Here is a 22,581-nt window from a genome sequence, read left to right on the forward strand (position 1 = left end):
TCGCGGACGCAACGGCGGTGCTTGACAATCCAGGTGGTTATCCTGCGGGTACACCCCTGCCGGTGTGTTGGCGTTCGCCGCCAACGGTGGCCTGGAACGTGAACAACGTGTGGCATCGAGGTCCCGATGGTCGGGATGGCTGCGGGGTTCGTGGTCCGGTTGCCATCTCATTGCGCGCAACTATTCATTGCGTACTGCGAAGGAGATCAGCTTGATCGCTTCGCTGAACGGCTCTGACTCATCGTCGTCACTGTCGGGTACAGGCGTATCGGCTACTGCGGAATCCAGTGTTGGGGTGTTGACACCAGAGGAGCCGGGGGCATCGATGCGGATACTTCCCATACACCGGATGACCATGTCGAGCAGTTGCTCCTGGTGCTCGGGGTGCGGCGACGTGATACCGAGAGACAGCGTCCACGTGGTGGCGGGGAACGGATAGAAGCCCTGTACGGCGAGCACGTTACGCTGCTTACTGCCGCCGGACTGGGTTCGCCGGACGGTGAATGTGGCGAACGCATGACCGGTCGGTGTGGTGCGTTCGGTGTAGGACTCCCGGCGCGAAGGCACGCTGGATCGGCGCCATCGACGAGAGTCGCGGCGTGGTCGACGAGAAGGTCAGACTCAATGCGGTATTGGCCACCGAGCCGTCCTCGTTGATGCCGGGCTTGAGCAGGGTGAGCAGTACCTTGTTGCGTTGTGCCTGGGAGACAACTTCTTCCAGTGAGCGTAGGAGTGCACGACGGACCTTGCTGGGTACGCGTTGGCCGGTGAAGAAGTCATCGACGATCCGTTCGTTCTGGATCTTCCACCGCGCCGGGTGGGTTTCGATCACGAGCCAGTCGGGCGGCAGCTTGATGATCCAGTCGAATGCCGGACGTAACGCATCGGGATGCCATTGGATGCCGAGAGGTCGCGCCTCCTGAGCGTCGCCGGTCTCGACGTCCTCATCTGTGATTGTCTCCGTGGGGAGTTCGTGCACGCTCACCTGTGCTCCTTCGTGTCAGTGGTTGGTGTGTGCGGCAGACACGGGGATGTCCTCTTGTGCCTTCGCGCCGTCGTCGATGCCGGGGTGTGGTGTGTAGGCCACCTGGATGCGTTCTGCCGGGGAGCCTGATCGCAACAGGTCGCCGCGTCCGGGCGGCCGATGATCCATCCACACCTTGGGCCAGATCTGACCCTCCTGCCGGTCCCCGGACAGGAGCAGCCCGGCACCGCCGGCCTCCTTGACCGCCTGCATCACAGGCTCGTACGAGGCTCGTGACGCACCGCCGCTGCGTCGCAGGACGACCAGATGTATGCCCAGGTCACGGGCCTGGGACAGGTACGGGACGAGTGACCGGAGTGGGCTGCCGCTGCCTTCGACGAGATCGTAGTCGTCGGCGACGACCACCACCTCGGGGCCCTTCCACCAGGAACGGTCACGCAACTGTTGGGGGGTGACGTCGTCGGGTGGGGTGCGGCGCCGAAGTTCCTGGGCGATCGATTCCATCAGACTTTGTGCGGCGGAGGCAGTTCCGGCGTATCCGCCGAGATACTTGGACGGGCCGGCGTCGAGCAGTTGCCGTTTGGGGTCGATGATCGCGAACACGACCTGACCCTCGCGGTATCCGGGACACAGGTCGTCGACGATCGTGCGGACGAGCGCGGTCTTCCCGGACCCGGTGTCGCCGAAGACCAGCAGATGCGGATCGGAACCGAACAGGTCCAGCGACACCGGCATCAGGTCGGTTTCGCCGATCCCGATCACGATCTTGCGGGCCGCCGGGTGTTCATGGCGGATCTGCGTCAACGCGATCATCTCGGGCAGCATGCGCACCCGCGGAACACCCGGGCCGTGCCAGGCGTCGTTGATCGCGGTGATCGTCGCGTCGGGGCCACCGTTGTCGCCGCCGAACTCGGGTAGTGCGATCTGCCCGGCGAGTCTGTCCTGGGTGACGCAGCGCCCCTGGTCGCCGGGCCTGATGGCGGCGATGAGCTTGCGGTCGATCGTCGAGTCGAGCGGATCATTGAGGCGCAGTTCTATTCTCGTGCCCAGCATGCTCTGCATCTGCAGCCGGAAATCAGCCCAGCGCGATGTGGTGAGAACGACGTGAATGCCGTAGCCGAGTCCGCGTGCCACGAGATCCTGGACGGTTGCGGCGAGGTCGTCGAACTCCTCCCGGAATGTCCACCAGCCGTCGATCACCAGAAAAACGTCGGCGCAGGCCAGTTCGGGTAGCGAACCGGACCGGTGCAGTGCACGCATCTGTTCGGCCGTCTCGATCCGATGGTCGGAGAAGACGTGTTCGCGGGTGGCCAGCTGGTGGGCGACCTCGGCGATGGTCCGGCGAATCTTGTCGACATCGAATCGGGTTGCGACGTCACCGACATGCGGCAGTCCGGCGAGTGGGCGCAGACTGCTCCCGGCCATGTCGACCGCGTAGAAGCCCACTTCGGCGGGAGTGTGGGTGAGCGCGGCGCCGACCATGAGCGACTTGAGCGCAGTGGTCTTGCCCGACTGCGGTGAGCCCAGGAGCACCACGTGCCCGCCGGCTCCGGCGAGGTCCACGACCAGCGCACCCTGCCACTGCTGTAGCGGACGGTCCTTGAGTCCGATGGGGAAAGACAGTGCCATCCTTCCTGACTCAGAAGGAATGGCGTCAAACTCGGGGTGGTCCAATGTCTCGGTGGAGAACACTGAAAGTTGCTGAGAGGACGGTGTTCTCGTGCTTGGGTGGCAGGCCTGTCGGTGAGATCAGATGATCTTGCGTAGGTGTCGCTCTGCGGTTATGATCGAACATATAAGCGATCCGAATGGGTGGGCGATCTGCGGAAGGGGGGTGGTGGCGATGGCTGGGAGTGACGTCAATGATGTTGTGGGAGAGTCGTTACCGTCCCTGTATCAGCGGCTGGATGATCTACTGGGGGCGATCTCGGCGGCGGAGGCGTCGTTGTGTTCGGACGAGCAACTGGTGGCCGTGGCCAAGGCGCATGAACGGTGCGTGCGGCGGATGGGTGTGCTCGGCGACGATGTGCTGGTCGAGGTGTTTGATCGGGGCGCATACCGGCTGACCGGGTGCACCACCCATCAGATGTTCGTGACGCACGAGCTACGGGTCACCGACCCGGTGTTGCGGTTGCGGCGGATGGAGAAGCTGGCCCGGTTCACCGCGATGACCGGGGAGCGCAGGGAACCGGAGTATCCGAACATCGCCGACGCAGCTCGTCGAGGGGAACTCGGTGCGGGACATGTGAATGCGGTGATCGAGGTGCTCACCAAACTGCCACAGGGATTGCCGCACGACACCAAGGTGGCGGCCGAGCAGACGATGGCCGAGATCTCGGTCGAGTTGACCCCGGCGGAGATCGTCACCGCCGGTGGGCGGCTGCTGGCGCACCTGGATCCCGACGGGGAGCTCACCGACGACCGTGACCGGAAGCGTCGGCGGAACCTGTGGCTGAACCGGCAGGACGCGCAGAAGATGTCGAAGCTGTGCGGGCATCTGGATCCGTCGACCCGGGCGATGCTCGAGGTGGTGCTCAATGCGTGGGGTGCGCCGGGGATGAACAACCCCGCCGACCCGCAGTCTCCGGACGGACATCCGGATACCGCCGATGCCCAACAACTTGCCGACGCCGCTGCCCGTGACGATCGCAGTGGTGCCCAGCGTCACCACGATGCGCTGGCGGCGTTTCTGCGGGCGGGGCTGGATGCGAACATCCTCGGTTCCGGCCATCGCGGGTTGCCGGCGACCGTGGTCATCACCGCCGACCTGAACGATCTGCGGAACCGGACCGGAAGCGGGACCACCGCCACCGGGACGGTGCTGCCGATCGGTGAGGTGATCGACGCGCTCGCTCGCGAACGGTGCGACAAGTATCTGGCCGTGTTCGAAGGGCACCACGCCGTTCCCCTGTACCTGGGGCGGGCCAAGCGGTTGGCCTCCCGTGGGCAGCGCTTGGCGTCGTTCGCCTCGCCTGGTGGGCACACCTGCTCGTTCCCCGGGTGTGGGCAGCCCGCCGCACGGGTGGAAATGCATCACGCCGTGCGGGATTGGGCCGACGGTGGGCGCACCGACATCGACCAGCTGGCCCCGGCCTGCCCGCGGCACAACCGGATCGTCGGGAAGGGTGCCGGGCAGTACACCACCGGTAAGGCATTCGACGGCAGATCCTGGTGGCGGCGCAACAGTTCACCCGGAGTTCCCGAAAATCCCAAGCTGGTCAATAGGTTTCCGGACATCGGGGAGAAGTTCGTGGAGAACCTGGAACAGACGCGTCGCCATATTCACCGGCCGCCACCCGAACCAGACCGGATACCTGGCGATTCGGAGATTGAACGTGTGCTCGCCGAGTTGCTTGATGATCTCTTGCGCGATGTGAGTCCTGTCTGAGGGTCGTCCCTCGCGGTGTTGATCATTGGTGCGCGGCAGTTGGTTTGGCGTGGGTGCGTCAGGTGTCGAAAGGTCACCGGACCCAACGCGTCCCTCGCTCCTTCGTCGCTTCGGCCTCAGGGATCAAGATGTGTGGTTGTTTCTTGGTTGGTTCGGTCGTGGGGTTCAAGATGTGTGGTTGTTTCTTGGTTGCTTCGGGCTTGGGGTTCAGGAGGTGTGGTTGTTTCTTGGTGCTTCGGTCGTGGGGTTCAGGGTGGTGGGTCGCGTGCCGTCATGGGTTGACTGGCAACAGGCAGACGGCGATCGACGTCGACCCCTCGGCTTGATGGCGTCCGAGAGCGCGTGGCGCGAGTGACATCTTGATCCCTGAGGAGGGTCGCGCGAGCTTGCGAGCCGACTCGTCTCGAAGGGTCAGGTGAGACGAGGCTCCCGACCCAGGTCCGGCGGTGGTTCTGTGACCTGGGCAACCAACCCTGGGCGGTGTGGGCATGTACTGCCACACAAGGGCGTGGTAGGTGACTAGGCTGCACGCAACGTCGGCAACACCGCCGGGGTGTGGGGCGAGCGTAGCGACGCACGATGTGTCGTCCCCAGTGATGATGAGGATCTTAGATGGCGAAGAAGAACAAGATCGTCGGGCGGCTGGAAGCTGAGGTCAACCGGCTGCGCGGCGAACTCAACAAGGTCACCAAACAGGCCAAGCAAGCGGATAAGTTGGCGCGCAAGCGATTCCGTAAAGCCGAGCGTGATATCACCGCGCTGCGTGACGACGTGCTGGCAACCCTCAATTTCCGTAAGGGTGACGACGGGCCCGTCGCATCCGTCACGAAGCTGGTGACCGCACCGGTGGCTGCCGACAGCGCGCCCGAAGCCGTCGCGGTCGAGAAGCCCTCTGCGTCTGAGGTCGCGGCCTCTGAAATGGCCGCCTCCGATGGCGCTGCCGCCGCCGCGCCTGTTGTGGAAGAGGCAGCCGCCGGCGAACCGGCGCTCTCCGGCAATGCCGCACCGGCTGCCGCGGAGCCGGCTGCAGCAGAACCCGCCGCGAAGGAGGTTCCGGCGAAGAGGGCAGCACGAAGCTCGGCTGTGGCAGAGGCTTCGGCCACGACGAACACCCCAGACAAGACCACCACACGCAAGGCGCCTGCGAGTAAGGCTCCGGCCAAGACGACCGAGGCCAACGCCGCGCCAACCAAGGCTGTTCCGGGCACGGCCGCGCCGACGAAGTCGACTGCGAGCAAGACGACCCCCGCCAAGCCGATCCCAGCCAGAACCGCCCCAGCCAAGGCTGCGCCGGCCAACACGGCCGCGAGTAAGGCTGCGCCGGCTAAGCCTGCCCCGGCCAAGGCCGGCCCAGCAAAGGCTGCGCCGGCCAAGTCGACCGCGAAGGCCGCGCCGAGTAAGGCTGCGCCGAGTAAGGCTGCGCCGGCAAAGTCGACTGTGAGCAAGGCTGCGCCGGCGAAGTCGACCGCGAGTAAGGCCGCGCCGGCCAAGTCGACCGCGAGCACGGCTCCGGCCAAGAGCACTTCGAGCCGGAACTCGTCGAGTGCCGCGGGCGGTGCCTCCACTCCGAAGACTGCTGCCGCTCGCGGTGGGCCGACCGTGGCGGAGCTGCGCGCCCAGGCCAAGGCGAAGGGCATCACCGGCTACTCGTCGATGACGAAGGCACAACTGATCGAGGCTCTGAGCTGACGGACTTTTGAGTCGGCCGGTGCCGTGACCCGCTCCGGCGGTACCAGCACCGCCGAAACGGTGCTTCCGCGATGCCGATCCTGAGATATTGGTCGGAGGTGGTGATCACCGACAACTGGACACATGTCTAGTCTGAAGTAAGACGCTTGGTGCCGAACGCGGCTCGTCGTGAAGCGGACCACTGTCGGTGGACACGATTTACTACGAGTGGACGTTCGGTGCGTGCGTCGATAGGCTGACGGCCAAACCTCGTCCAGTCACCACAGCTTTGCGTCGCGGAAGGAACCTCGCATGTCACAGACCGTCAAGGGTGTTATCTCACGAGCCAAGGGAGCGGCGACCGAGGTCGTCGACGTCGTGGTTCCCGACCCGGGATCCAACGACGTGATCGTCAAGATCGCGGCCTGCGGCGTGTGCCACACCGACCTGGCCTATCGCGAGGGCGGCATCAACGACGAGTACCCGTTCCTGCTCGGCCATGAGGCCGCCGGCATCGTTGAGACCGTCGGCGATGCCGTCACCCACGTCGAGGTCGGCGACTTCGTCATCCTCAACTGGCGTGCGGTGTGCGGCCAGTGCCGCGCCTGCAAGCGCGGCCGTCCCTGGTACTGCTTCGACACCTTCAATGCCAGCAAGAAGATGACCCTCACCGACGGTACCGAGCTCAGCCCGGCCCTGGGCATCGGCGCGTTCATCGAGAAGACCCTCATCCACGAGGGCCAGTGCACCAAGGTCAACCCGGAGACCGACCCGGCCGTCGCGGGTCTGCTCGGCTGCGGCGTGATGGCCGGCATCGGCGCCGCGATGAACACCGGCAACGTAGGCCGCGGCGACTCGGTGGCCGTCATCGGCTGCGGCGGCGTCGGCGATGCCGCGATCGCCGGTGCCAAGCTGGCCGGCGCCACCAAGATCATCGCCATCGACCGCGACCCGGCCAAGCTCGAATGGGCCGTCGGGCTCGGTGCCACCCACACCATCAACGGTGCCGAGGTCGACGACGTGATCGAGGCCGTGCAGGAGTTGACCGACGGCAACGGCGCCGACGTCGTCGTCGACGCGGTGGGCCGCCCCGAAACCTACGCGCAGGCCTTCTACGCCCGTGACCTCGCCGGCACCGTCGTGCTGGTGGGTGTGCCGACCCCGGAGATGAAGCTCGAACTGCCGCTGGTGGACTTCTTCTCGCGCGGCGGTGCGCTCAAGTCGTCGTGGTACGGCGACTGCCTGCCCGAACGCGACTTCCCGATGCTGATCGACCTGTACGAGCAGGGCCGGCTGCCGCTGGACAAGTTCGTCACCGAACGCATCGGCCTGAACGACATCGAGGCCGCGTTCGACGCCATGAAGGCCGGCAAGGTGCTGCGTTCGGTGGTGGAGATCTGATGACGTTCGGCATTCAGAACGTCGTCACCTCCGGCACGTTCTCGCTCGACGGCGGCACCTGGGACGTCGACAACAACGTCTGGGTGATCGGCGACGAGAACGAGGTCGTCATCATCGACGCAGCGCACGACGCCGCGCCGATCCTGGAGACCGTCGGCGACCGCACCGTGAAGGCGATCCTGCTGACGCACGGGCACAACGACCATGTCACCGTCGCCCCGGAACTGTCGCAGGCCACCGGTGCGCCGATCCTGCTGCATCCCGGCGACGACATGCTGTGGAATCAGACTCATCCCGACGTCACCCACGTCGATCTCGAAGACGGACAGAAGGTTTCGGTCGCCGGAACCGATCTCACCGTGATCAACACGCCGGGGCACTCGCCCGGATCGTGCGTCGTGTACGTGCCCGAGGCGGGCGTATTGTTCAGCGGCGACACGCTTTTCCAGGGTGGACCGGGGGCGACCGGCCGGTCGTTCTCCAGCTTCCCGACGATCATCTCCTCGATCCGCGACAAGATCTTCACCCTCGATCCGGAGACCAAGATCTACACCGGTCACGGAGACGGCACGTCCATCGCCGACGAGGCGCCGCATCTGGAGGAGTGGATCAAGCGCGGCCACTGATCCGCGCGCGACCGCGAACGTGGCGGCCGCCGGACCTGTTCGTGCACCATCGGGTGCCGGCGGCCCGGCGGCCGTTTTCGTGTGGACTGCGTCGATAGTGGTGGTGTGCAACACATTTCACGCCAATAGTGTCCGGCGCACTGTCGCCCGGCGGGTCCTGTATATGCACACGTGTGCAATTTAGCTTGGCTAGACAACCGGCCTCGCCGGTGTTCTACTAAGGCAATGCTTACCTCATTTCTCGACGACAAGGCACCCTGGGCGATCGGGATTTTCCGGATCGTCGTCGGCCTGCTGTTCTTCCTGCACGGCACCACGAGCTTCTTCAACTGGCCGGGCGAACCCTACGGCGGCAACCCCGAATTCGGCGCCTGGCCGGGCTGGTGGTCGGCGCTCATCCAGCTTGTCGCGGGCCTCCTGGTGATGCTGGGTGTGGGCACCCGGTCCGCGGCGTTCATCGGCTCCGGCTCGATGGCCGTCGCCTACTTCTGGAAGCACCAGCCCGACGGGCTGTTCCCGATCGAGAATGACGGCGACTCGGCCGCGCTGTTCTGCTGGGCCCTGGTCATCCTCGTGTTCACCGGTCCCGGCAAGCCGGCTCTCGACTCTTTGCTTACCCAGTTCACGCCGTCGGTCAGGGCGGGCGCCTCGGAAACCGCGGAGAACACCGACAAGGAGGCCGCGGAAGTCGGTTGAGCCACCGCACGCCTGCCCACTGCTGGTTGAGGCGTGACGAGCCGCCAGGCGAGGAGCCTCGAAACCCGGTAAGCGAACATTGTCGGCTCACCGGGCTTCGAGGCTCGTCGCTTGCGCTCCTCTCACCTCAACCAGCGGGGGACCTCAACCAGCGGGGGCACCTCAACCTCTGGGCCAGGGTATTGAGACCCGCGCGTGGCCGGGGCGCGCGGCGTAACGTCCCGTGAGTGAGTGACGGTAACGGGGCCCGCCCGGTATTCGGCCAGCTGGGCCGGTGGGGACGCGGCTCGGCCGGCCGGGGTCTGCTCGGGGTCGCCGCGCCGCCGTGGCTGGCCGGGTACCGGGTGCGGTGGCTCGGGCGGGACGTGCTCGCCGGCGTCACGCTCGCGGCCATCGCGATCCCCGAATGCCTCGGCTACGGAGCCATCGCGCAGGTGCCGGTGGTGGCGGGCCTGTACACGATCATCTTGCCCACCATCGTGTTCGCGCTCATCGGATCGTCGCGGTTGATGGTGGTGGGCGCCGACTCGGCCACCGCGGCGCTGCTGTCGTCGGGTATCGCCGGGCTCGGCGTGGCCGGGCTGCGCGCCGGTTCGGACGAGTGGCTGCAATGGGCGTGCCTCATCGCCTTGGTGACCGGGGCGATGTTGTTCGCGGCGTGGATACTTCGCCTCGGCTTTCTCGGTGACTTCCTGTCGACGGCGGTGCTCACCGGATTCCTCACCGGAACCGCGATCACCGTGATGACCGGGCAGCTGCCGACGATGCTCGGGATCTCCGACGGCCGCGACGATCAGATCTGGAACCGGTGGTGGGAGATCGCCCGCGGGATCGACGACATCGACTGGTGGAATGCGCTTTTCGCGGCGATCGCGCTGCTCGTCCTGGTTGTCGGAAAACGGTTCGCGCCCCGGCTGCCGATACCGTTCGTCCTCGTGGTGGCGGCAATCGCGGCGGTGTGGATCTTCGGCTGGGGTGACGACGTGGAGGTGGTCGGCGACGTCAAGGCCGGTCTGCCGGAGCTGGGACTGCCGACCGGGCTCGGATTCGCCGACATCGCCACCGCGGCGACCGTCGCGTTCGGTTGCACCATCGTGATTCTCGCGCAGAGCGCGGCGACCGCACGCGGATTCGCCCAGCGCAGAGGCGAATCGGCCGACGTCAACCGCGACATCCTGGGGCTGGCCGGGGCCAACGTGACGGCCGGGCTGAGCGGCACGTTCGTCGTCAACGGCAGCCCCACCAAGACGGAGGTCCTCGATGAGCAGAAGGCCCGCAGCCAGGTCGCCAATCTGACGATGGCGGTGGCGACGCTGCTGGTGGTGACCTTGCTCAGCGACGCACTCGGACAGCTGCCGCACGCGGTGCTCGGCGCGATCGTATTCGTGGTGGCCGCCAAGCTGATCGACGTCCGCGAATTCGTGCGGATCGGCCGGGTCCGCAAATCCGAGCTGGGGGTCGCCGTGTTCGCGGCGGTGGTGGTGATCGTCTTCGGCGTGCAGACCGGCATCGTCACGGCGATGGCGGTGTCGTTGCTGGCGCTGATCCGCAGGCAGTATCACCCCGAACGGTTTGTGATCGGGGTGAACGACCGTGGCACACGCAGCTTCCTGCCCGCGCGGCCCGGCCTGCAGTCGTTGTCCGGGCTGATTATCTTCCGCTACGACGCCGACCTGTTCTACGCCAACGCGAGCCGCTTCTCCGAGGACGTGCAGGGACTGCTGAGGTCGGCACCCACCCCGGTGCGCTGGCTGGTCCTGGACTGCACAGCGATCGGCGACGTCGACTATTCGGCGTCGACGATGCTCGGCTCGCTCATCGACTACGTGCATTCGCACGGCGCGCATTTCGTGCTCGCGGGCGTCGACCCGGAACTGCAATCGGCGCTACTCACCGAGGGGGTGCTGGCCGGACTCGACCCCGACCACGTGTTCGGCTCGGTCGGCGGCGCGGTACGCGCCTACCGGGCGGCATATCCGCACGCGGACAGCGCTTCACCGGATGACGGTGCGCCGCACGGGACAGTGGAGTGAGCGGGAGATGAATCTCGTTCTCGTCGTGGACACCTCGGCCGCACTGGCCGCGACCCGGTCGCGCATCGCGAAGACCCGGCTGCTGGCCACGCTCCTCGAGAGCGCCGATCCGGCGGACGTTCCCGTCGTCGTCGCGTGGCTGTCCGGCGAGATTCCGCAGGGACGGCTCGGTGTGGGGTGGCGATCGCTCGCGGCTCTCGAAGCGCCCGGAGCAGCGTCCGACGACGAACCCCTGACCGTGGCGGGCGTCGACAGCATGTTCACGGCCCTGTCGGCGGCGACCGGGCCTGGATCGGCATCGGCGCGTCGCACCCTTCTGTGGGAACTTCGCAGTGGCGCAACAGAAACGGAATGGCGGTTTCTGGTGGCGCTGCTCACCGGGGAGCTGCGGCAGGGTGCGCTGGGCGGGGTGATGGCCGACGCCATCGCCGTGGCATTCGGGCAGCCGGCCGAGCTGGTGCGGCGGGTCCACATGCTCACCGGATCACTGCCCCGCACGGCACAACTGGCGCTCGACGGTTCGGATGCGTTGCGGGCGACAGGTTTACAGGTGGGGCGGGCGATCGCGCCGATGCTGGCCGGGCCCGGATCGTCGCCGCAGCAGGTCGTGGACACACTCGGCCCCGACGTGGTGGTCGACCTCAAACTCGACGGCGCCCGTATCCAGGCGCACCGCGACCACGACCGGGTCACGCTGTTCACCAGATCTCTGCGCGATGTCACCGCGCAGCTCCCGGAGGTTGCCCGGGTGATCGCCGAACTGAACTGCAGTACAGCCATCTTCGACGGGGAGGTGCTGGCACTGGATACCGGCGGCCGGCCGCTTCCGTTTCAGGACACGATGAGTGAACACGCCCGCGGTGACCTGCGACCGTTCCTGTTCGACTGCCTGCACCTGGACGGCACCGACCTCATCGACCGGCCGCTGCGTGAGCGGCTGGCCGCGCTGCGCGGCGTCGCGGGGCACCTGGCGATCCCGTCGATCACCCTGACGGCCGATACCTGCGACGCCGCGGCCGTGCAGGGGCAGCTCGACGCCGCGCTCGCCGCCGGTCACGAGGGCGTCGTCGCCAAGTCGCTCGACGCCCCATACGAGGCGGGCAGGCGCGGAAAGGCCTGGCAGAAGATCAAACCCGTGCACACCGTCGACCTCGTCGTGCTGGCCGCCGAATGGGGGTCGGGGCGGCGCACCGGCAAGCTGTCCAACCTGCATCTGGGTGCGGCGTCGCCGGACGGGGCCGCGCCGGTGATGGTGGGCAAGACCTTCAAAGGCCTCACCGACGAACTGCTCGCCTGGCAGACCGAGGAATTCCCGCGCCACGAAACCCACCACGACCGGCACACCGTGTACCTGCGTCCGGAACTGGTGGTCGAGATCGCCTTCGACGGAGTGCAACGCAGCACGCGGTACCCGGGCGGGGTGGCGCTCCGGTTCGCCCGCGTCGTCCGGTACCGGCCCGACAAGACACCCGCCGACGCCGACACCATCGATACCCTGCGCGCCATGCTCCGCGGCTGACGGACTGCGCACCGCTCAGGGGGCGAGGGAGACGGCAACTTTTCCGCGGACCTGCCCGGACAGCAGGTAGTCCATCGCCGACGCGGCGTCATCGAGGGAGAACGCCTTGTCGACGGCGGGCCGGATGCGGGCGTCGTCGACCATCGCGACGAGTTCGGTCATGTCCTGGCCGGTCTCCTTGCTCACCAGACCCGTGAGACGTTGCCGCACAAACGGTGACACGAGGGTTGCGTAGAGCTGCCGCTGCACGCCGGCGGTCCAGCGGCCTCCTGTTTCGCTGCCGACCACGACGAGGGTGCCGCGGGCGGTGAGCATCCGGCGTAGCCGCCGGACCGGTAGGTTGCCGGCGATGTCGATGATGGCGTCGAAACGTGTACCCGAGCGGTCGATGGGTCCGGCGGTGTAGTCGATGAACTCGGTGGCGCCGAGCGAGCGGACGAAGTCCTCCTTGGCGCCGGAGGCCACCGCCGTGACCCGCGCACCGGCCGCGGTGGCGATCTGAACCGCGTACGAGCCGACACCGCCGGAGGCACCGGTGATCAGCACCCGATCACCGTCGGCGATCCGTGCGGCGCGTACCGCCTGCAGCGCGGTCAGTCCCGAAATCGGCACGGCTGCAGCCTGTTCCGGAGTTGCCGACGCCGGCGCGTGCGCGAGCCGGGTGACCGGGACCGGGGCGAACTCGGCCAGCGAACCGTCGGCCGTGCCCACCACTTCGTCGCCGGCCGCGAACCCGGTGACACCCGCGCCAACCGAGACGACGGTCCCGGCGACATCACGGCCGGGGATGGGTGTCCTGGGTGTGCGCAGCCCGATCGCCGGCCGGGCGACGAGCGGTAGCCCGGTCATCAGATGCCAGGTGCCGCGGTCGACGGCCGCCGCCCGCACCCGGACCAGGACCTCGCCCGGACCGGGCGCGGGCCGGGGCAGTCGCGCTACCTCGAAGGTCTCGCTGCCGCCGTACCGGTGCTGCACGATCGCCGACATCGTCGTGATGCCGGTCGCGTCCTTCTCGCCGGCGGTTTCCCTGTCGGCTGGTGTCGTGGTCATCATCGCCCTCATCCGTCGAATCACCCTTACGTTGTAAGGCCTGGCGTCAAACTACCCTTACCGCGTAAGGCCGTCAATCGGGGCGACGCGCGATCGTGGGAAGGTAGGTCCATGTCCGGAACCCGCCGCACGACGCGCACGACACCGCTGACCCGCGCCGACATCGTCGGCACGGCAATGGCACTGGCCGACAGCGAGGGGCTGGCTGCGGTCACCATGCGTGCCATCGCCCGCGGCCTCGACGTCGAGGCCATGTCCCTGTATCACCACGTCGCGAACAAGGACGCCATCCTCGACGCCCTCGTCGACGCGGTGTTCGCCGAGATGTACACCCCCCGCGTCGGCAAGCCGTGGGCCGAGGAACTGCGCTCCCGCTGCCGGTCCGGGCGTGAGGTACTGACGCGGCACCCGTGGGCCGTCGGGCTGATGGACTCGCGCAAGGGCGCCGGGCTGGACACGCTGCGGCATCACGATGCCGTGCTCGGCTGTCTGCGCGAGGCCGGTTTCACCCTCGAAGGGGCCGGCGCGGCGTTCGCCGTCCTCGACGCCTACCTGTACGGATTCCTGGTGCAGGAACTCGCGTTGCCGTTCAGCGACGAGGCGGGACCCGCCGACGTCGCGGGGGAGATCATCTCGACCATGCCCGCCGGGGACCTGCCGTACCTGCGCGAATACGCGACGGAGCGCGTCTGCGTGGCCGGCTACTCCTTCGGCGACGAGTTCGGTCCGGGGCTTGAGTTGATCATCGACGGCCTGGAACGCCGCCGGGCCGCGAGACAGAGCGGGCGCTAGCGGAACTGCTGGGGGTTGCCGTACTGCTGGGGGTAGATGCCGGTGGCGGCGGGCGAGTCGCTGGGCACGATCTGGGCGCCGAGGGGGAGCAGCGACACCGGCACCATCTTGAACGACGCAATGCCCAGCGGGATGCCGATGACGGTCAGGCAGAGCGCGATGCCGGTGGCGATGTGGCCGATCGCCAGCCAGATCCCGGCGATCAGCAGCCAGATGATGTTGCCGAGCAGCGACATCGCACCCGCGCCCGGGTCGCGCACCACGGTCCGGCCGAACGGCCACAACGCGTAGTTGGCCATGCGGAAACTCGCGATGCCGAACGGGATCGTGATGATGAAGATGAAGCAGAGGATGCCGGCCACGACGTAGCCGATGGCCATCCAGACTCCGGCCAGCAGCAGCCAGATCACGTTCAGCAGGGTCTTCATCGATGCGCCTCTCTCCCGGACAGCCGTCCTCCATTGTGCCTGCCGTCGGCGGGTGGCAACGGGATCGGCCGGCCGCCGACCCTCGTCCCGGCACTCGATCGCGCGATGTTTCACATGAAACATTGGCGATGAGGCGCATCGTCGCCGGTGGGGACGGGTACCGTTGAGGGGACAATGTGCGACCCCCGGCGCCGATCCGGCGCCGGGTGTGATCATGGCAATGGGAGTGTGGGCTACGGGACAAAGTCCCTATATCGCCCGGATTCCCGTTGCCTGCATCACAGTGTCACGGCACAATTGGACGTGATGGTGAAGATGGTGGATGGATGAGCGATCCCGCTGCGGTGTCCTCGCGCGTCCGGCGTGCGTATGAGGATTTTCTGTCCGGCGTGACGCCGTCATCCGATGCTGTCCGCACCGTGGTCCGGGACTCGTGGGCCCGATCGATGCACAACGGCGTCGACCCGGGCATCGCCAGCCCCGACGACCCGCGCGTCATGAGCCACCCCGAGTTCATCGAGTACCGCGCCGCGCACCCCATCACCGCCGTTCTTCCCCTCGTGCAGTCGCTCATGCTCGACGACATCGCCGACTCGGGCGTGCTCGTCGCCCTCACCGATGAAGTGGGCCGGCTGCTGTGGGTCGAGGGCTCCTCGGAGGCCCGCGACAAGGCCGGCCGCATCAACTTCGTTGAGGGCTCGGTGTGGAGCGAGGACGTCGTCGGCACCAACGCGCCCGGGCTGGCGCTGGCCGTCGACCGCGGGGTGCGGGTGATCGGGCCCGAACACTTCTCCGGGCCGGTGCAGAAGTGGAGCTGTGCCGCGGCACCCGTGCACGACCCCATCACCGGGCACGTCATCGGCGCCATCGACGTGACCGGCGGGCGTGAGGTGGAGGCGCCGTTCGCGCTCGCCGCCGTGCGCTCGGTCGTCGCGGCCGTCGAACGGGAACTCAAGTCGCGGGCCATCGACCTCGCCGCCATCCGCGACGGTGCCCGGGTCACCGGTCCCGTGCCGGCCGGCCCGCACGTCGTGGCGACCACCGCGGCCATGCCGCGGCGGGCCCGGCTCGAGGTGCTCGGCGACTGCGGCTACCGCTGGCACCGCGCCGGTGACGCCGCGGGCGCTCGCAACCTGTCCAAACGGCATGCCGAGATCCTGGTGCTGCTGCAGTCCTTCCCCGACGGGCTCGGCACCGAACAGCTCGCGCTGATGCTCGCCGAGGACGGGCTCGACCCGGTCACCGTCCGCGCCGAGATCTCCCGCCTCCGCAAAGACCTCGGCAGCACAGTCGTGGGGTCCCGGCCGTACCGGCTCACCATCACCGTCGAATCGGACCTCGGGCAGATTCGCGGGATGATCGCCTCCGGCCACGACCTGGTGCCGGCCATCGAGCAGCTGGGTCGCGGTGGGCTGCTGGCCGAGTCGTCGGCACCCGGCATCGTCGACATCCTGGAAGAACTGCGCGAGGACCTGCGGTCACGGATCATCGACTCCGGTGACGTGGCCGCGTTGCGTAAATGGACCACCTCGGTGCATGGCCGGGATGACCTGGCCGCGTGGCGTCGGCTGGAACACCGCCTGCCCGCCGGTCATCCCGACCGGGCTATCGCCGCCGGCCGCATCCGGTTGCTGGACAAGCGGTTCGGTATCTGACTTTCGGGGTGCGTGCGTCAGGCACTCGTCTCGCCGGACCCAACGCGTCCCGAGCGTCTCGAAGGGTCCGGTGACGTGCGCTCCTGACCGAACACCTGCAAAAACAGTGTTTACGTGCAGTTTTCCTGATGCTGCAACGTTGGCAACTTTTGTGCATGGTGACTGCAACCACCCGGGGTCTAACGTGTGCAACAGATCACATCCATGTCCGCACCACACTGTTGAGGAGAAGCGATGACTGTTTACGCCAAGCCGGGCACCGAGGGTTCGGTGATGAGCTACGAGAGCCGCTACGAGAACTGGATCGGCGGCAAGTGGGTGCCGCCGGTCAAGGGCCAGTACTTCGAGAACCCGTCGCCCGTCGACGGCAAGGTGTTCTGCGAGGTCGCCCGCTCGACCGCCGAGGACATCGACCTCGCCCTCGACGCCGCGCACGCCGCCGCACCCGCCTGGGGCAAGACCTCCGTCGCCGAACGCTCACTCGCTCTCCTTCGCATCGCCGACCGCATCGAGGAGAACCTCGAGAAGATCGCCGTCGCCGAGACCTGGGACAACGGCAAGGCCGTCCGTGAGACGCTGGCCGCCGACATCCCGCTGGCCGTCGACCACTTCCGCTACTTCGCGGGAGCCCTTCGCGCACAAGAGGGTTCGATCTCGGAGGTCGACGAGGACACCGTGGCCTACCACTTCCACGAGCCGCTCGGCGTGGTCGGGCAGATCATCCCGTGGAACTTCCCGATCCTCATGGCCGTGTGGAAGCTCGCCCCCGCACTCGCCGCCGGCAACGCCGTGGTGCTCAAACCTGCCGAGCAGACCCCCGCGTCGATCCTGTACGTGATGAGCCTCATCAGCGACCTGCTGCCCGACGGCGTCGTCAACATCGTCAACGGCTTCGGCGTCGAGGCGGGCAAGCCGCTGGCCTCCAGCAACCGGATCCGCAAGATCGCGTTCACCGGTGAGACCACCACCGGCCGCCTCATCATGCAGTACGCCTCGGAGAACCTGATCCCGGTCACCCTCGAACTCGGCGGCAAGAGCCCCAACATCTTCTTCAGCGATGTCACCGCCAAGGACGACGGCTTCCTCGACCGCGCCCTCGAAGGTTTCACGATGTTCGCGCTCAACCAGGGCGAGGTCTGCACCTGCCCGAGTCGCGCCCTCATCCAGAGCGACATCTACGACGACTTCATCGGCAAGGCCGTCGAACGCGTCAAGGCGATCAAGCAGGGCAACCCGCTCGACACCGACACCATGATGGGTGCGCAGGCCTCCAACGACCAGTTCGAGAAGATCAGTTCGTACCTGAACATCGGCAAGGAGGAGGGTGCCAAGGTCCTCACCGGTGGTGAAGCGGCCGACCTCGGTGGCGACCTGTCTGGCGGCTACTACATCCAGCCGACCGTGTTCGCCGGCGACAACAAGATGCGCATCTTCCAGGAGGAGATCTTCGGTCCCGTCCTGGCGGTCACCAAGTTCGACTCCTACGAGGACGCGATGGGCATCGCCAACGACACCCTGTACGGACTCGGTGCCGGCGTGTGGACCCGCGACGGTGCCACCGCCTACCGCGCGGGCCGCGAGATCCAGGCCGGTCGCGTGTGGACCAACACCTACCACGACTACCCGGCACACGCCGCCTTCGGTGGCTACAAGCAGTCCGGTATCGGCCGCGAGAACCATCTGATGATGCTTGAGCACTATCAGCAGACGAAGAACCTGCTGGTCGGTTACGCTCAGAGCGCGAAGGGTTTCTTCTGATCCTCAGGCTCCGTCCGGATCGGGGTTTCTTCTGATCCCAAGAATTTCCGGGAAGGGATTCTTCCGGGAAGGGATCGGTCGGACCGGGGTTGCGCCACAACGCAATCCCGGCCCGGCCCTACATACTCGCCTCACTCTGCAAATTCAATAGAAAGGTGACAGCCAGTGCCAGAACAGAATGTGCCAGAACAGGACGTTCCGGATCGCGTCACCGCCACAGACTCCGCCGTGCAGCTCCTGACCAAGTTATCGGAGCTGCACGGCGGCCTCATGATCCACCAGTCCGGCGGGTGCTGCGACGGCTCGGCCCCCATGTGCTACCCGGTCGGTGAATACCGGGTTGGCCAGCGCGACGTGCTGGTCGGTGAGATCGGACTGCCCGAACCCATTCCGGCAGTGCGGGTCTGGATCAACGGTGACCAGTTTGAACTGTGGAAGCACACCCAGCTGATCCTCGACGTGGTCCCCGGCCGTGGCGCCGGATTCAGCCTCGAGGCCCCGGAGGGCGTGCGGTTCCTTTCCCGCTCACGGGCTTTCAGCGAGGAGGAGAACACAGCCCTCGCCGCATCACCACCCAGGGTGGGGGCCGATTTCAGCGGCTGAGGCCCCATCCCGTTGGTTGAGGTGCGAAGCATGCGAGCCTCGAAACCCGGTGAGACGACAATGTCCGCAACTCATCACCCGTTGGATGTGGTTGCGGACATTGTGGTCTTGCAGGGGTTTCGAGGCTCCTCGCCTAGCGGCTCGTCGCACCTCAACCGGCGAGGGGCGGCAGTGTTGCTGTCTCTACTTGCGGCCGCCGAGGATTCCGCCGAGCAGGTCGCCGAGGCCCCCGCCGCCCTTGGATCCGCCGCCACCTGCCGCGCCGCCCAGGACCGAGCCGAGAATGCTGCCGAGTCCGCCGCCAGCGTTGCCGCCGAGAACCGAGCCGAGAATGCTGCCGAGGTCGCCGCCCGACGGTTTGGCGCCGCCGGACTTGCCGCCGCCGAGGACCTTGGAGGTCAGGTAGCTGAGCACGATCGGCGCGAGGATCGGCAGCACCTTCTTCACCAGGCCCTGGTCGACGCCGGCGGCGGCGTTGGCACCCGAGAGGGCCTGCGCCACGTTGTCAGTCTCCGAGCCGAAGATCTTGTTGACGATCTTGCCGCCGTCGGTGGTGTCGACGTCGGCGAGGTTGATGTCGCCCTCGGCGAGGTCGGCGGGGTGCTGCGCCAGGGCGGCGGCCAGACCCTGCGCCGACTGCTCCTCGCCCGTCTGCTGCTGCAGGCCGGTGAGCAGCGCGGGCACAGCCTGCTCGACGGCCGACCGAGCGGTCGCGTCGTCGACGCCGAGCTGTTTGGCGATGTCGCTGACGGGGATACGGGTGAGCAGGTCGTCGAGATCAGACATGATGAACCTTTCGTCGGCGGGCGCCGTCGCCGGCCGTCTCGGTGAACTGTGAGAACTTTATCCCGTTCCGGGTGCCGGTGAGGCCATTCCCTGTCGCCGCGGGCAGGGTACCGGCCATGTTGCATTACGTGAGGAACTGCTCTGTAATTGTGATCGCCGCCCACCGCCCCGGGCGGCGGCGGCCGCAGTTCGGCTAAATGGCACAATCGTGTCAGAATTGGGAACCACGGCTATGTGGGGGTTCACCTCCGGGGAATGATTGTAAGCATCAGTGCTGGTGCGCAATTCGGCGTGCCGGCAGTCAAGGCGGTCGGCACGCCGCCGACCGTGTTCGAGCAGGAGATCATGGTGAAGAACAACTGGCGTAGGCGCACGACGGCGCTTGCATGTACGGCCGCGGCCGCGACCCTGATGGTGGCGGGTTGCTCGAGCGACAGTGATTCCGACAGCGGCGTCGACCTCTCGGTGCTCGGCGAGGCCAAGGCGGCAGCGGGCGATCCGATCGAGCTGATGTTCAACACCACCGGCGACAAGGGTGCCTCGTACACCCACGAGACCGAGGTCGCCGACGCGACAGTCTCGTACATCAACGAGTACCTCGGCGGCATCGGCGGCAGGCCCGTCAAGCTGACGATCTGCGCGGACGAGATCCAGGCCGCCAAGGCCCGCGAATGCGCCAACAAGGCGGTCGGTTCGCAGGCCGTCGCCGTCGTCGGCGGCAGTCCGTCCAATCCGGACGTGGTCGCGGCGGTGACCTCGCCCGCGGCGATGCCGTACTTCGTCGCGGTCGGCGGCGGGCAGGCGACCATGAGCTCGCCGAACACCTACGCGCTGTCCAACGCCGTCGGCGGCCTTCTCGGTCAGCCGGCCTACCTCGCCAAGGCGAAGGGCATCAAGAAGGTGGCGGTGCTGGTGATCGACGCGCCGCTGGCCACCACCCCGTTCAAGTCGCTCGGAGCCGTGGTCAAGGCCAACACGGGCGTCGACCTGGAGGTGATCGCGATTCCGCCGGGCACCGCCGACATGACTCCGTTCGTGCAGGCGGCCGTCAAGAGCGGTGCCGGGCAGATACACATGGTCGGGGAAGAGAACTTCTGCACCCCGATCTTCAAGGCGATCGGATCGCTGGGCGTGAAGCTGCCGATCACGTCGCTGTCGAACTGCGTCAGCAAGGACTCGGCCAAGCAGATCCCGGGTGGTTATCCCGAGACCGACGTCCTGGTCTCGGCCAGCAGTGACCCCGAATCCGAGGACATGAAGGTGTTCCGGGCGGTGGGCAAGAAGTACGGCATCTCCGCGGAGCAGGAGGACGGCGTCACCGCTTACTGGTCGCTCCTGAGCCTGCAGCGCGCGCTCGACGGGATGACCGGCGAGATCTCCCGCAAGACCATCATCGACCGGCTGGGGAAGATGTCCGCACCGGTCGCCATCCCGATGATGAACGGGCAGACCTTCCAGTGCGGCAGCACACCGATGCCGATCACGCCCAATGTGTGCTCGGGCAGCGTCCTGAACGCCGCGCTGAAGTCCGACGGCACCGTCGGCGAGATCAGCGCTCTCGACGTGGCCCCGCTGTTCACGATGCCGGGCCGGTAGGCTCCCGCGCGCAGGCGCAAGCCGGTCACCCACCCGGGTGGCCGGCTTGGCGTGCGTTCACCGATTCGGGGCGGCGGATTTCGCCGAATCGCTCCGCACGGCCGGGCCGGTGGAGTAATTACATTACGTGAGGAACCGCTCTGTTATCACGTGTTCGGCGTGCTGCTCGATTTACTGGTGAAAACGGCCGGAAACCGGCACCCGGTGGGGCACAATCACGTCACACGCACATCGCGGCGGGGTTGGGTTCTCGAACGGCATCAGGTGGTCCTCTGGCGCCGAAAGTTGCTTCAGCGCAGTGGAATGCTGCCTCGATTACCTCAGGAGAAGACGTGAAGAATACCTGGCGCAGGCGGGCCATGGCGCTCGCATGTACAGCTGCGGCAACAACATTGGTGCTGGCGGGCTGCTCCGGTGATGACGACTCCGACGGCGGCGGCGGTGACAACTCCGCCCTCCTCGGCGAGCCCAAAGCCGCCTCTGGTGATCCCATCGAGTTCGTCTTCAACACCACCGGCGACAAGGCGCCCGCGTACACCCACGAGACCGAGGTCGGCAATGCAACGGTGTCGTACATCAACGAGTACCTCGGCGGCATCAACGGCCGGCCCATCAAGCTGACCTTCTGCTACGACGACATCCAGGCCGCCAAGGCCCGCGAATGCGCCAACAAGGCCGTCGGCTCGAAGGCCGTGGCCGTCCTCGGCGGCAGCCCGTCCAACCCGGACTCGGTCACCGCGGTCACCTCACCGGCGAAGATGCCGTACCTGGTGGTCGTCGGCGGCGGTCAGTCGACGCTCACCAGTCCCAACACCTACGCGCTCTCCAACAGCGTCGGCGCGCTGCTCGGCCAGCCCGCGTTCATCGCCAAGGAGAAGGGCATCAAGAAGGTGGCCGTCCTGGTGATCGACGCGCCGCTGGCCACCATGCCCTTCAAGGCGCTCGGCGGCATGGTCAAGGCCAACGCCGGTGTCGAACTCGAGGTGATCGCAGTGCCGCCGGGTACCGCCGACATGACGCCGTTCGTGCAGACCGCCGTCAAGAGCGGTGCGGGCCAGATCCACATGGTCGGCGACGAACCCTTCTGCACCCCGATCTTCAAGGCGATCGGATCACTCGGCGTGAAGCTGCCGATCACCTCGCTGTCGAACTGTGTCAGCGAGGACGCCGCCAAGCAGATCCCCGGCGGCTACCCGGCCACCGACGTCATGGTCTCCGCCGACAAGAGCGCCGACTCCGACGACTACAAGCTGTTCAAGGCGGTACTGGACAAGTACGGTGTCGGCGCCGATCAGGAGGACGGTTTCACCGCCTACTGGGCCATCCTCAGCCTGCAGCGCGCCCTCGACGGCATGACCGGCGATATCTCCCGCTCCACGATCATCGAGCGGCTCAACAAGATGCCCGAACCGGTGGTGATGCCGATGCAGAACGGCGGCACCTTCCAGTGCGGCACCAAACCCGTCGCGATCACGCCCAACGTGTGCTCGTCCGACGTGCTGAGCGCCGAACTGAAATCCGACGGCTCCCTCGGCGAGGTCAAGTCCCTCGACGTCACCCCGTTCTTCAAGATGCCCGGCCAGTAGCCCTGTCCCAC

19 protein-coding genes are annotated in these 22,581 nt (G+C 66.9%); 13 read left to right on the plus strand and 6 right to left on the minus strand.

The window, feature by feature from the left end; all coding sequences use genetic code 11:
• Nucleotides 1-180: 180 nt before the first annotated feature.
• From GOAMR_RS02365 to eccCb, 3 genes are read right to left on the minus strand one after another with little or no spacing between them, the layout of a single operon-like run.
• Nucleotides 181-459, minus strand: a complete 279-nt coding sequence (locus GOAMR_RS02365) for a hypothetical protein (RefSeq protein WP_040514124.1) — start codon at nucleotides 457-459, stop codon at nucleotides 181-183.
• A gap of 10 nt (nucleotides 460-469) precedes the next feature.
• On the minus strand, nucleotides 470-985 hold the full coding sequence (locus tag GOAMR_RS02370; RefSeq protein ID WP_005182292.1) for a hypothetical protein: 516 nt from the start codon (nucleotides 983-985) through the stop codon (nucleotides 470-472).
• A 15-nt stretch (nucleotides 986-1,000) separates the two neighbouring features.
• Nucleotides 1,001-2,677 (minus strand): type VII secretion protein EccCb, encoded by a 1,677-nt coding sequence (gene eccCb, locus GOAMR_RS02375; protein ID WP_259061813.1) that lies wholly within the window; start codon nucleotides 2,675-2,677, stop codon nucleotides 1,001-1,003.
• A gap of 151 nt (nucleotides 2,678-2,828) precedes the next feature.
• On the opposite strand from eccCb, the gene GOAMR_RS02380 reads away from it, so the two are divergent.
• The 7 genes from GOAMR_RS02380 to GOAMR_RS02415 all read left to right on the plus strand — a co-directional run bounded on the left by GOAMR_RS02380 (nucleotide 2,829) and on the right by GOAMR_RS02415 (nucleotide 12,316).
• Nucleotides 2,829-4,373 carry an HNH endonuclease signature motif containing protein gene (locus GOAMR_RS02380; RefSeq protein WP_005182298.1) on the plus strand — a complete coding sequence of 515 codons (1,545 nt, stop codon included), beginning with the start codon at nucleotides 2,829-2,831 and terminating at the stop codon, nucleotides 4,371-4,373.
• Between the two features lie 612 nt (nucleotides 4,374-4,985).
• Nucleotides 4,986-6,062, plus strand: coding sequence for a Rho termination factor N-terminal domain-containing protein (locus GOAMR_RS25430; RefSeq protein WP_005182301.1), 1,077 nt, complete (start codon nucleotides 4,986-4,988; stop codon nucleotides 6,060-6,062).
• 291 nt (nucleotides 6,063-6,353) lie between these two features.
• Nucleotides 6,354-7,442: an S-(hydroxymethyl)mycothiol dehydrogenase gene (locus GOAMR_RS02395; protein ID WP_005182302.1), complete on the plus strand. Its 1,089-nt coding sequence runs from the start codon at nucleotides 6,354-6,356 to the stop codon at nucleotides 7,440-7,442.
• Nucleotides 7,442-8,068: an MBL fold metallo-hydrolase gene (locus GOAMR_RS02400; protein WP_005182304.1), complete on the plus strand. Its 627-nt coding sequence runs from the start codon at nucleotides 7,442-7,444 to the stop codon at nucleotides 8,066-8,068. Before GOAMR_RS02395 ends, GOAMR_RS02400 begins: the two co-directional genes overlap by 1 nt.
• A gap of 225 nt (nucleotides 8,069-8,293) precedes the next feature.
• Complete coding sequence (locus tag GOAMR_RS02405) at nucleotides 8,294-8,764, plus strand: DoxX family protein (RefSeq protein WP_005182306.1); 471 nt, start codon at nucleotides 8,294-8,296, stop codon at nucleotides 8,762-8,764.
• 266 nt (nucleotides 8,765-9,030) lie between these two features.
• Complete coding sequence (locus GOAMR_RS02410; RefSeq protein WP_373278755.1) at nucleotides 9,031-10,797, plus strand: SulP family inorganic anion transporter; 1,767 nt, start codon at nucleotides 9,031-9,033, stop codon at nucleotides 10,795-10,797.
• Between the two features lie 7 nt (nucleotides 10,798-10,804).
• The gene (locus tag GOAMR_RS02415; protein ID WP_040514139.1) at nucleotides 10,805-12,316 is read left to right on the plus strand and encodes an ATP-dependent DNA ligase; all 1,512 of its coding nucleotides are present in this window, start codon (nucleotides 10,805-10,807) and stop codon (nucleotides 12,314-12,316) included.
• A 15-nt stretch (nucleotides 12,317-12,331) separates the two neighbouring features.
• On the opposite strand, the gene GOAMR_RS02420 is transcribed toward GOAMR_RS02415, so the two are convergent.
• Nucleotides 12,332-13,366: an NAD(P)-dependent alcohol dehydrogenase gene (locus tag GOAMR_RS02420; RefSeq protein WP_005182313.1), complete on the minus strand. Its 1,035-nt coding sequence runs from the start codon at nucleotides 13,364-13,366 to the stop codon at nucleotides 12,332-12,334.
• A gap of 111 nt (nucleotides 13,367-13,477) precedes the next feature.
• Between GOAMR_RS02420 and GOAMR_RS02425 the strand changes: the two genes are divergently transcribed.
• On the plus strand, nucleotides 13,478-14,158 hold the full coding sequence (locus tag GOAMR_RS02425) for a TetR/AcrR family transcriptional regulator (RefSeq protein ID WP_005182316.1): 681 nt from the start codon (nucleotides 13,478-13,480) through the stop codon (nucleotides 14,156-14,158).
• On the opposite strand, the gene GOAMR_RS02430 is transcribed toward GOAMR_RS02425, so the two are convergent.
• A complete protein-coding gene (locus GOAMR_RS02430) occupies nucleotides 14,155-14,586 on the minus strand; it encodes a YccF domain-containing protein (protein ID WP_005182322.1) in 432 nt (143 codons plus the stop codon). The two genes, GOAMR_RS02425 and GOAMR_RS02430, sit on opposite strands and share 4 nt — an antisense overlap.
• A gap of 326 nt (nucleotides 14,587-14,912) precedes the next feature.
• Here GOAMR_RS02430 and GOAMR_RS02435 point away from each other — a divergent pair, with 326 nt between their 5' ends.
• The 3 genes from GOAMR_RS02435 (at nucleotide 14,913) to GOAMR_RS02445 (ending at nucleotide 18,602) form a co-directional block, all read left to right on the plus strand.
• The gene (locus GOAMR_RS02435) at nucleotides 14,913-16,241 is read left to right on the plus strand and encodes a sigma-54-dependent transcriptional regulator family protein (protein WP_040514126.1); all 1,329 of its coding nucleotides are present in this window, start codon (nucleotides 14,913-14,915) and stop codon (nucleotides 16,239-16,241) included.
• Nucleotides 16,242-16,475: 234 nt separating this feature from the next.
• Nucleotides 16,476-17,999, plus strand: a complete 1,524-nt coding sequence (gene exaC / locus GOAMR_RS02440; RefSeq protein WP_005182324.1) for an acetaldehyde dehydrogenase ExaC — start codon at nucleotides 16,476-16,478, stop codon at nucleotides 17,997-17,999.
• A 165-nt stretch (nucleotides 18,000-18,164) separates the two neighbouring features.
• Nucleotides 18,165-18,602, plus strand: a complete 438-nt coding sequence (locus GOAMR_RS02445; RefSeq protein ID WP_005182325.1) for a DUF779 domain-containing protein — start codon at nucleotides 18,165-18,167, stop codon at nucleotides 18,600-18,602.
• A gap of 183 nt (nucleotides 18,603-18,785) precedes the next feature.
• Here GOAMR_RS02445 and GOAMR_RS02450 read toward each other — a convergent pair whose 3' ends face one another.
• Nucleotides 18,786-19,388, minus strand: a complete 603-nt coding sequence (locus tag GOAMR_RS02450) for a DUF937 domain-containing protein (protein ID WP_005182326.1) — start codon at nucleotides 19,386-19,388, stop codon at nucleotides 18,786-18,788.
• Nucleotides 19,389-19,643: 255 nt separating this feature from the next.
• Here GOAMR_RS02450 and GOAMR_RS02455 point away from each other — a divergent pair, with 255 nt between their 5' ends.
• Together GOAMR_RS02455 and GOAMR_RS02460 are read left to right on the plus strand one after the other, a co-directional pair.
• Nucleotides 19,644-20,984: an ABC transporter substrate-binding protein gene (locus GOAMR_RS02455; RefSeq protein WP_244427230.1), complete on the plus strand. Its 1,341-nt coding sequence runs from the start codon at nucleotides 19,644-19,646 to the stop codon at nucleotides 20,982-20,984.
• 332 nt (nucleotides 20,985-21,316) lie between these two features.
• Nucleotides 21,317-22,570, plus strand: a complete 1,254-nt coding sequence (locus tag GOAMR_RS02460; RefSeq protein WP_005182328.1) for an ABC transporter substrate-binding protein — start codon at nucleotides 21,317-21,319, stop codon at nucleotides 22,568-22,570.
• Nucleotides 22,571-22,581 lie beyond the last annotated feature (11 nt).

Source organism: Gordonia amarae NBRC 15530 (genome assembly GCF_000241345.1).
GTDB lineage: Bacteria > Actinomycetota > Actinomycetes > Mycobacteriales > Mycobacteriaceae > Gordonia > Gordonia amarae.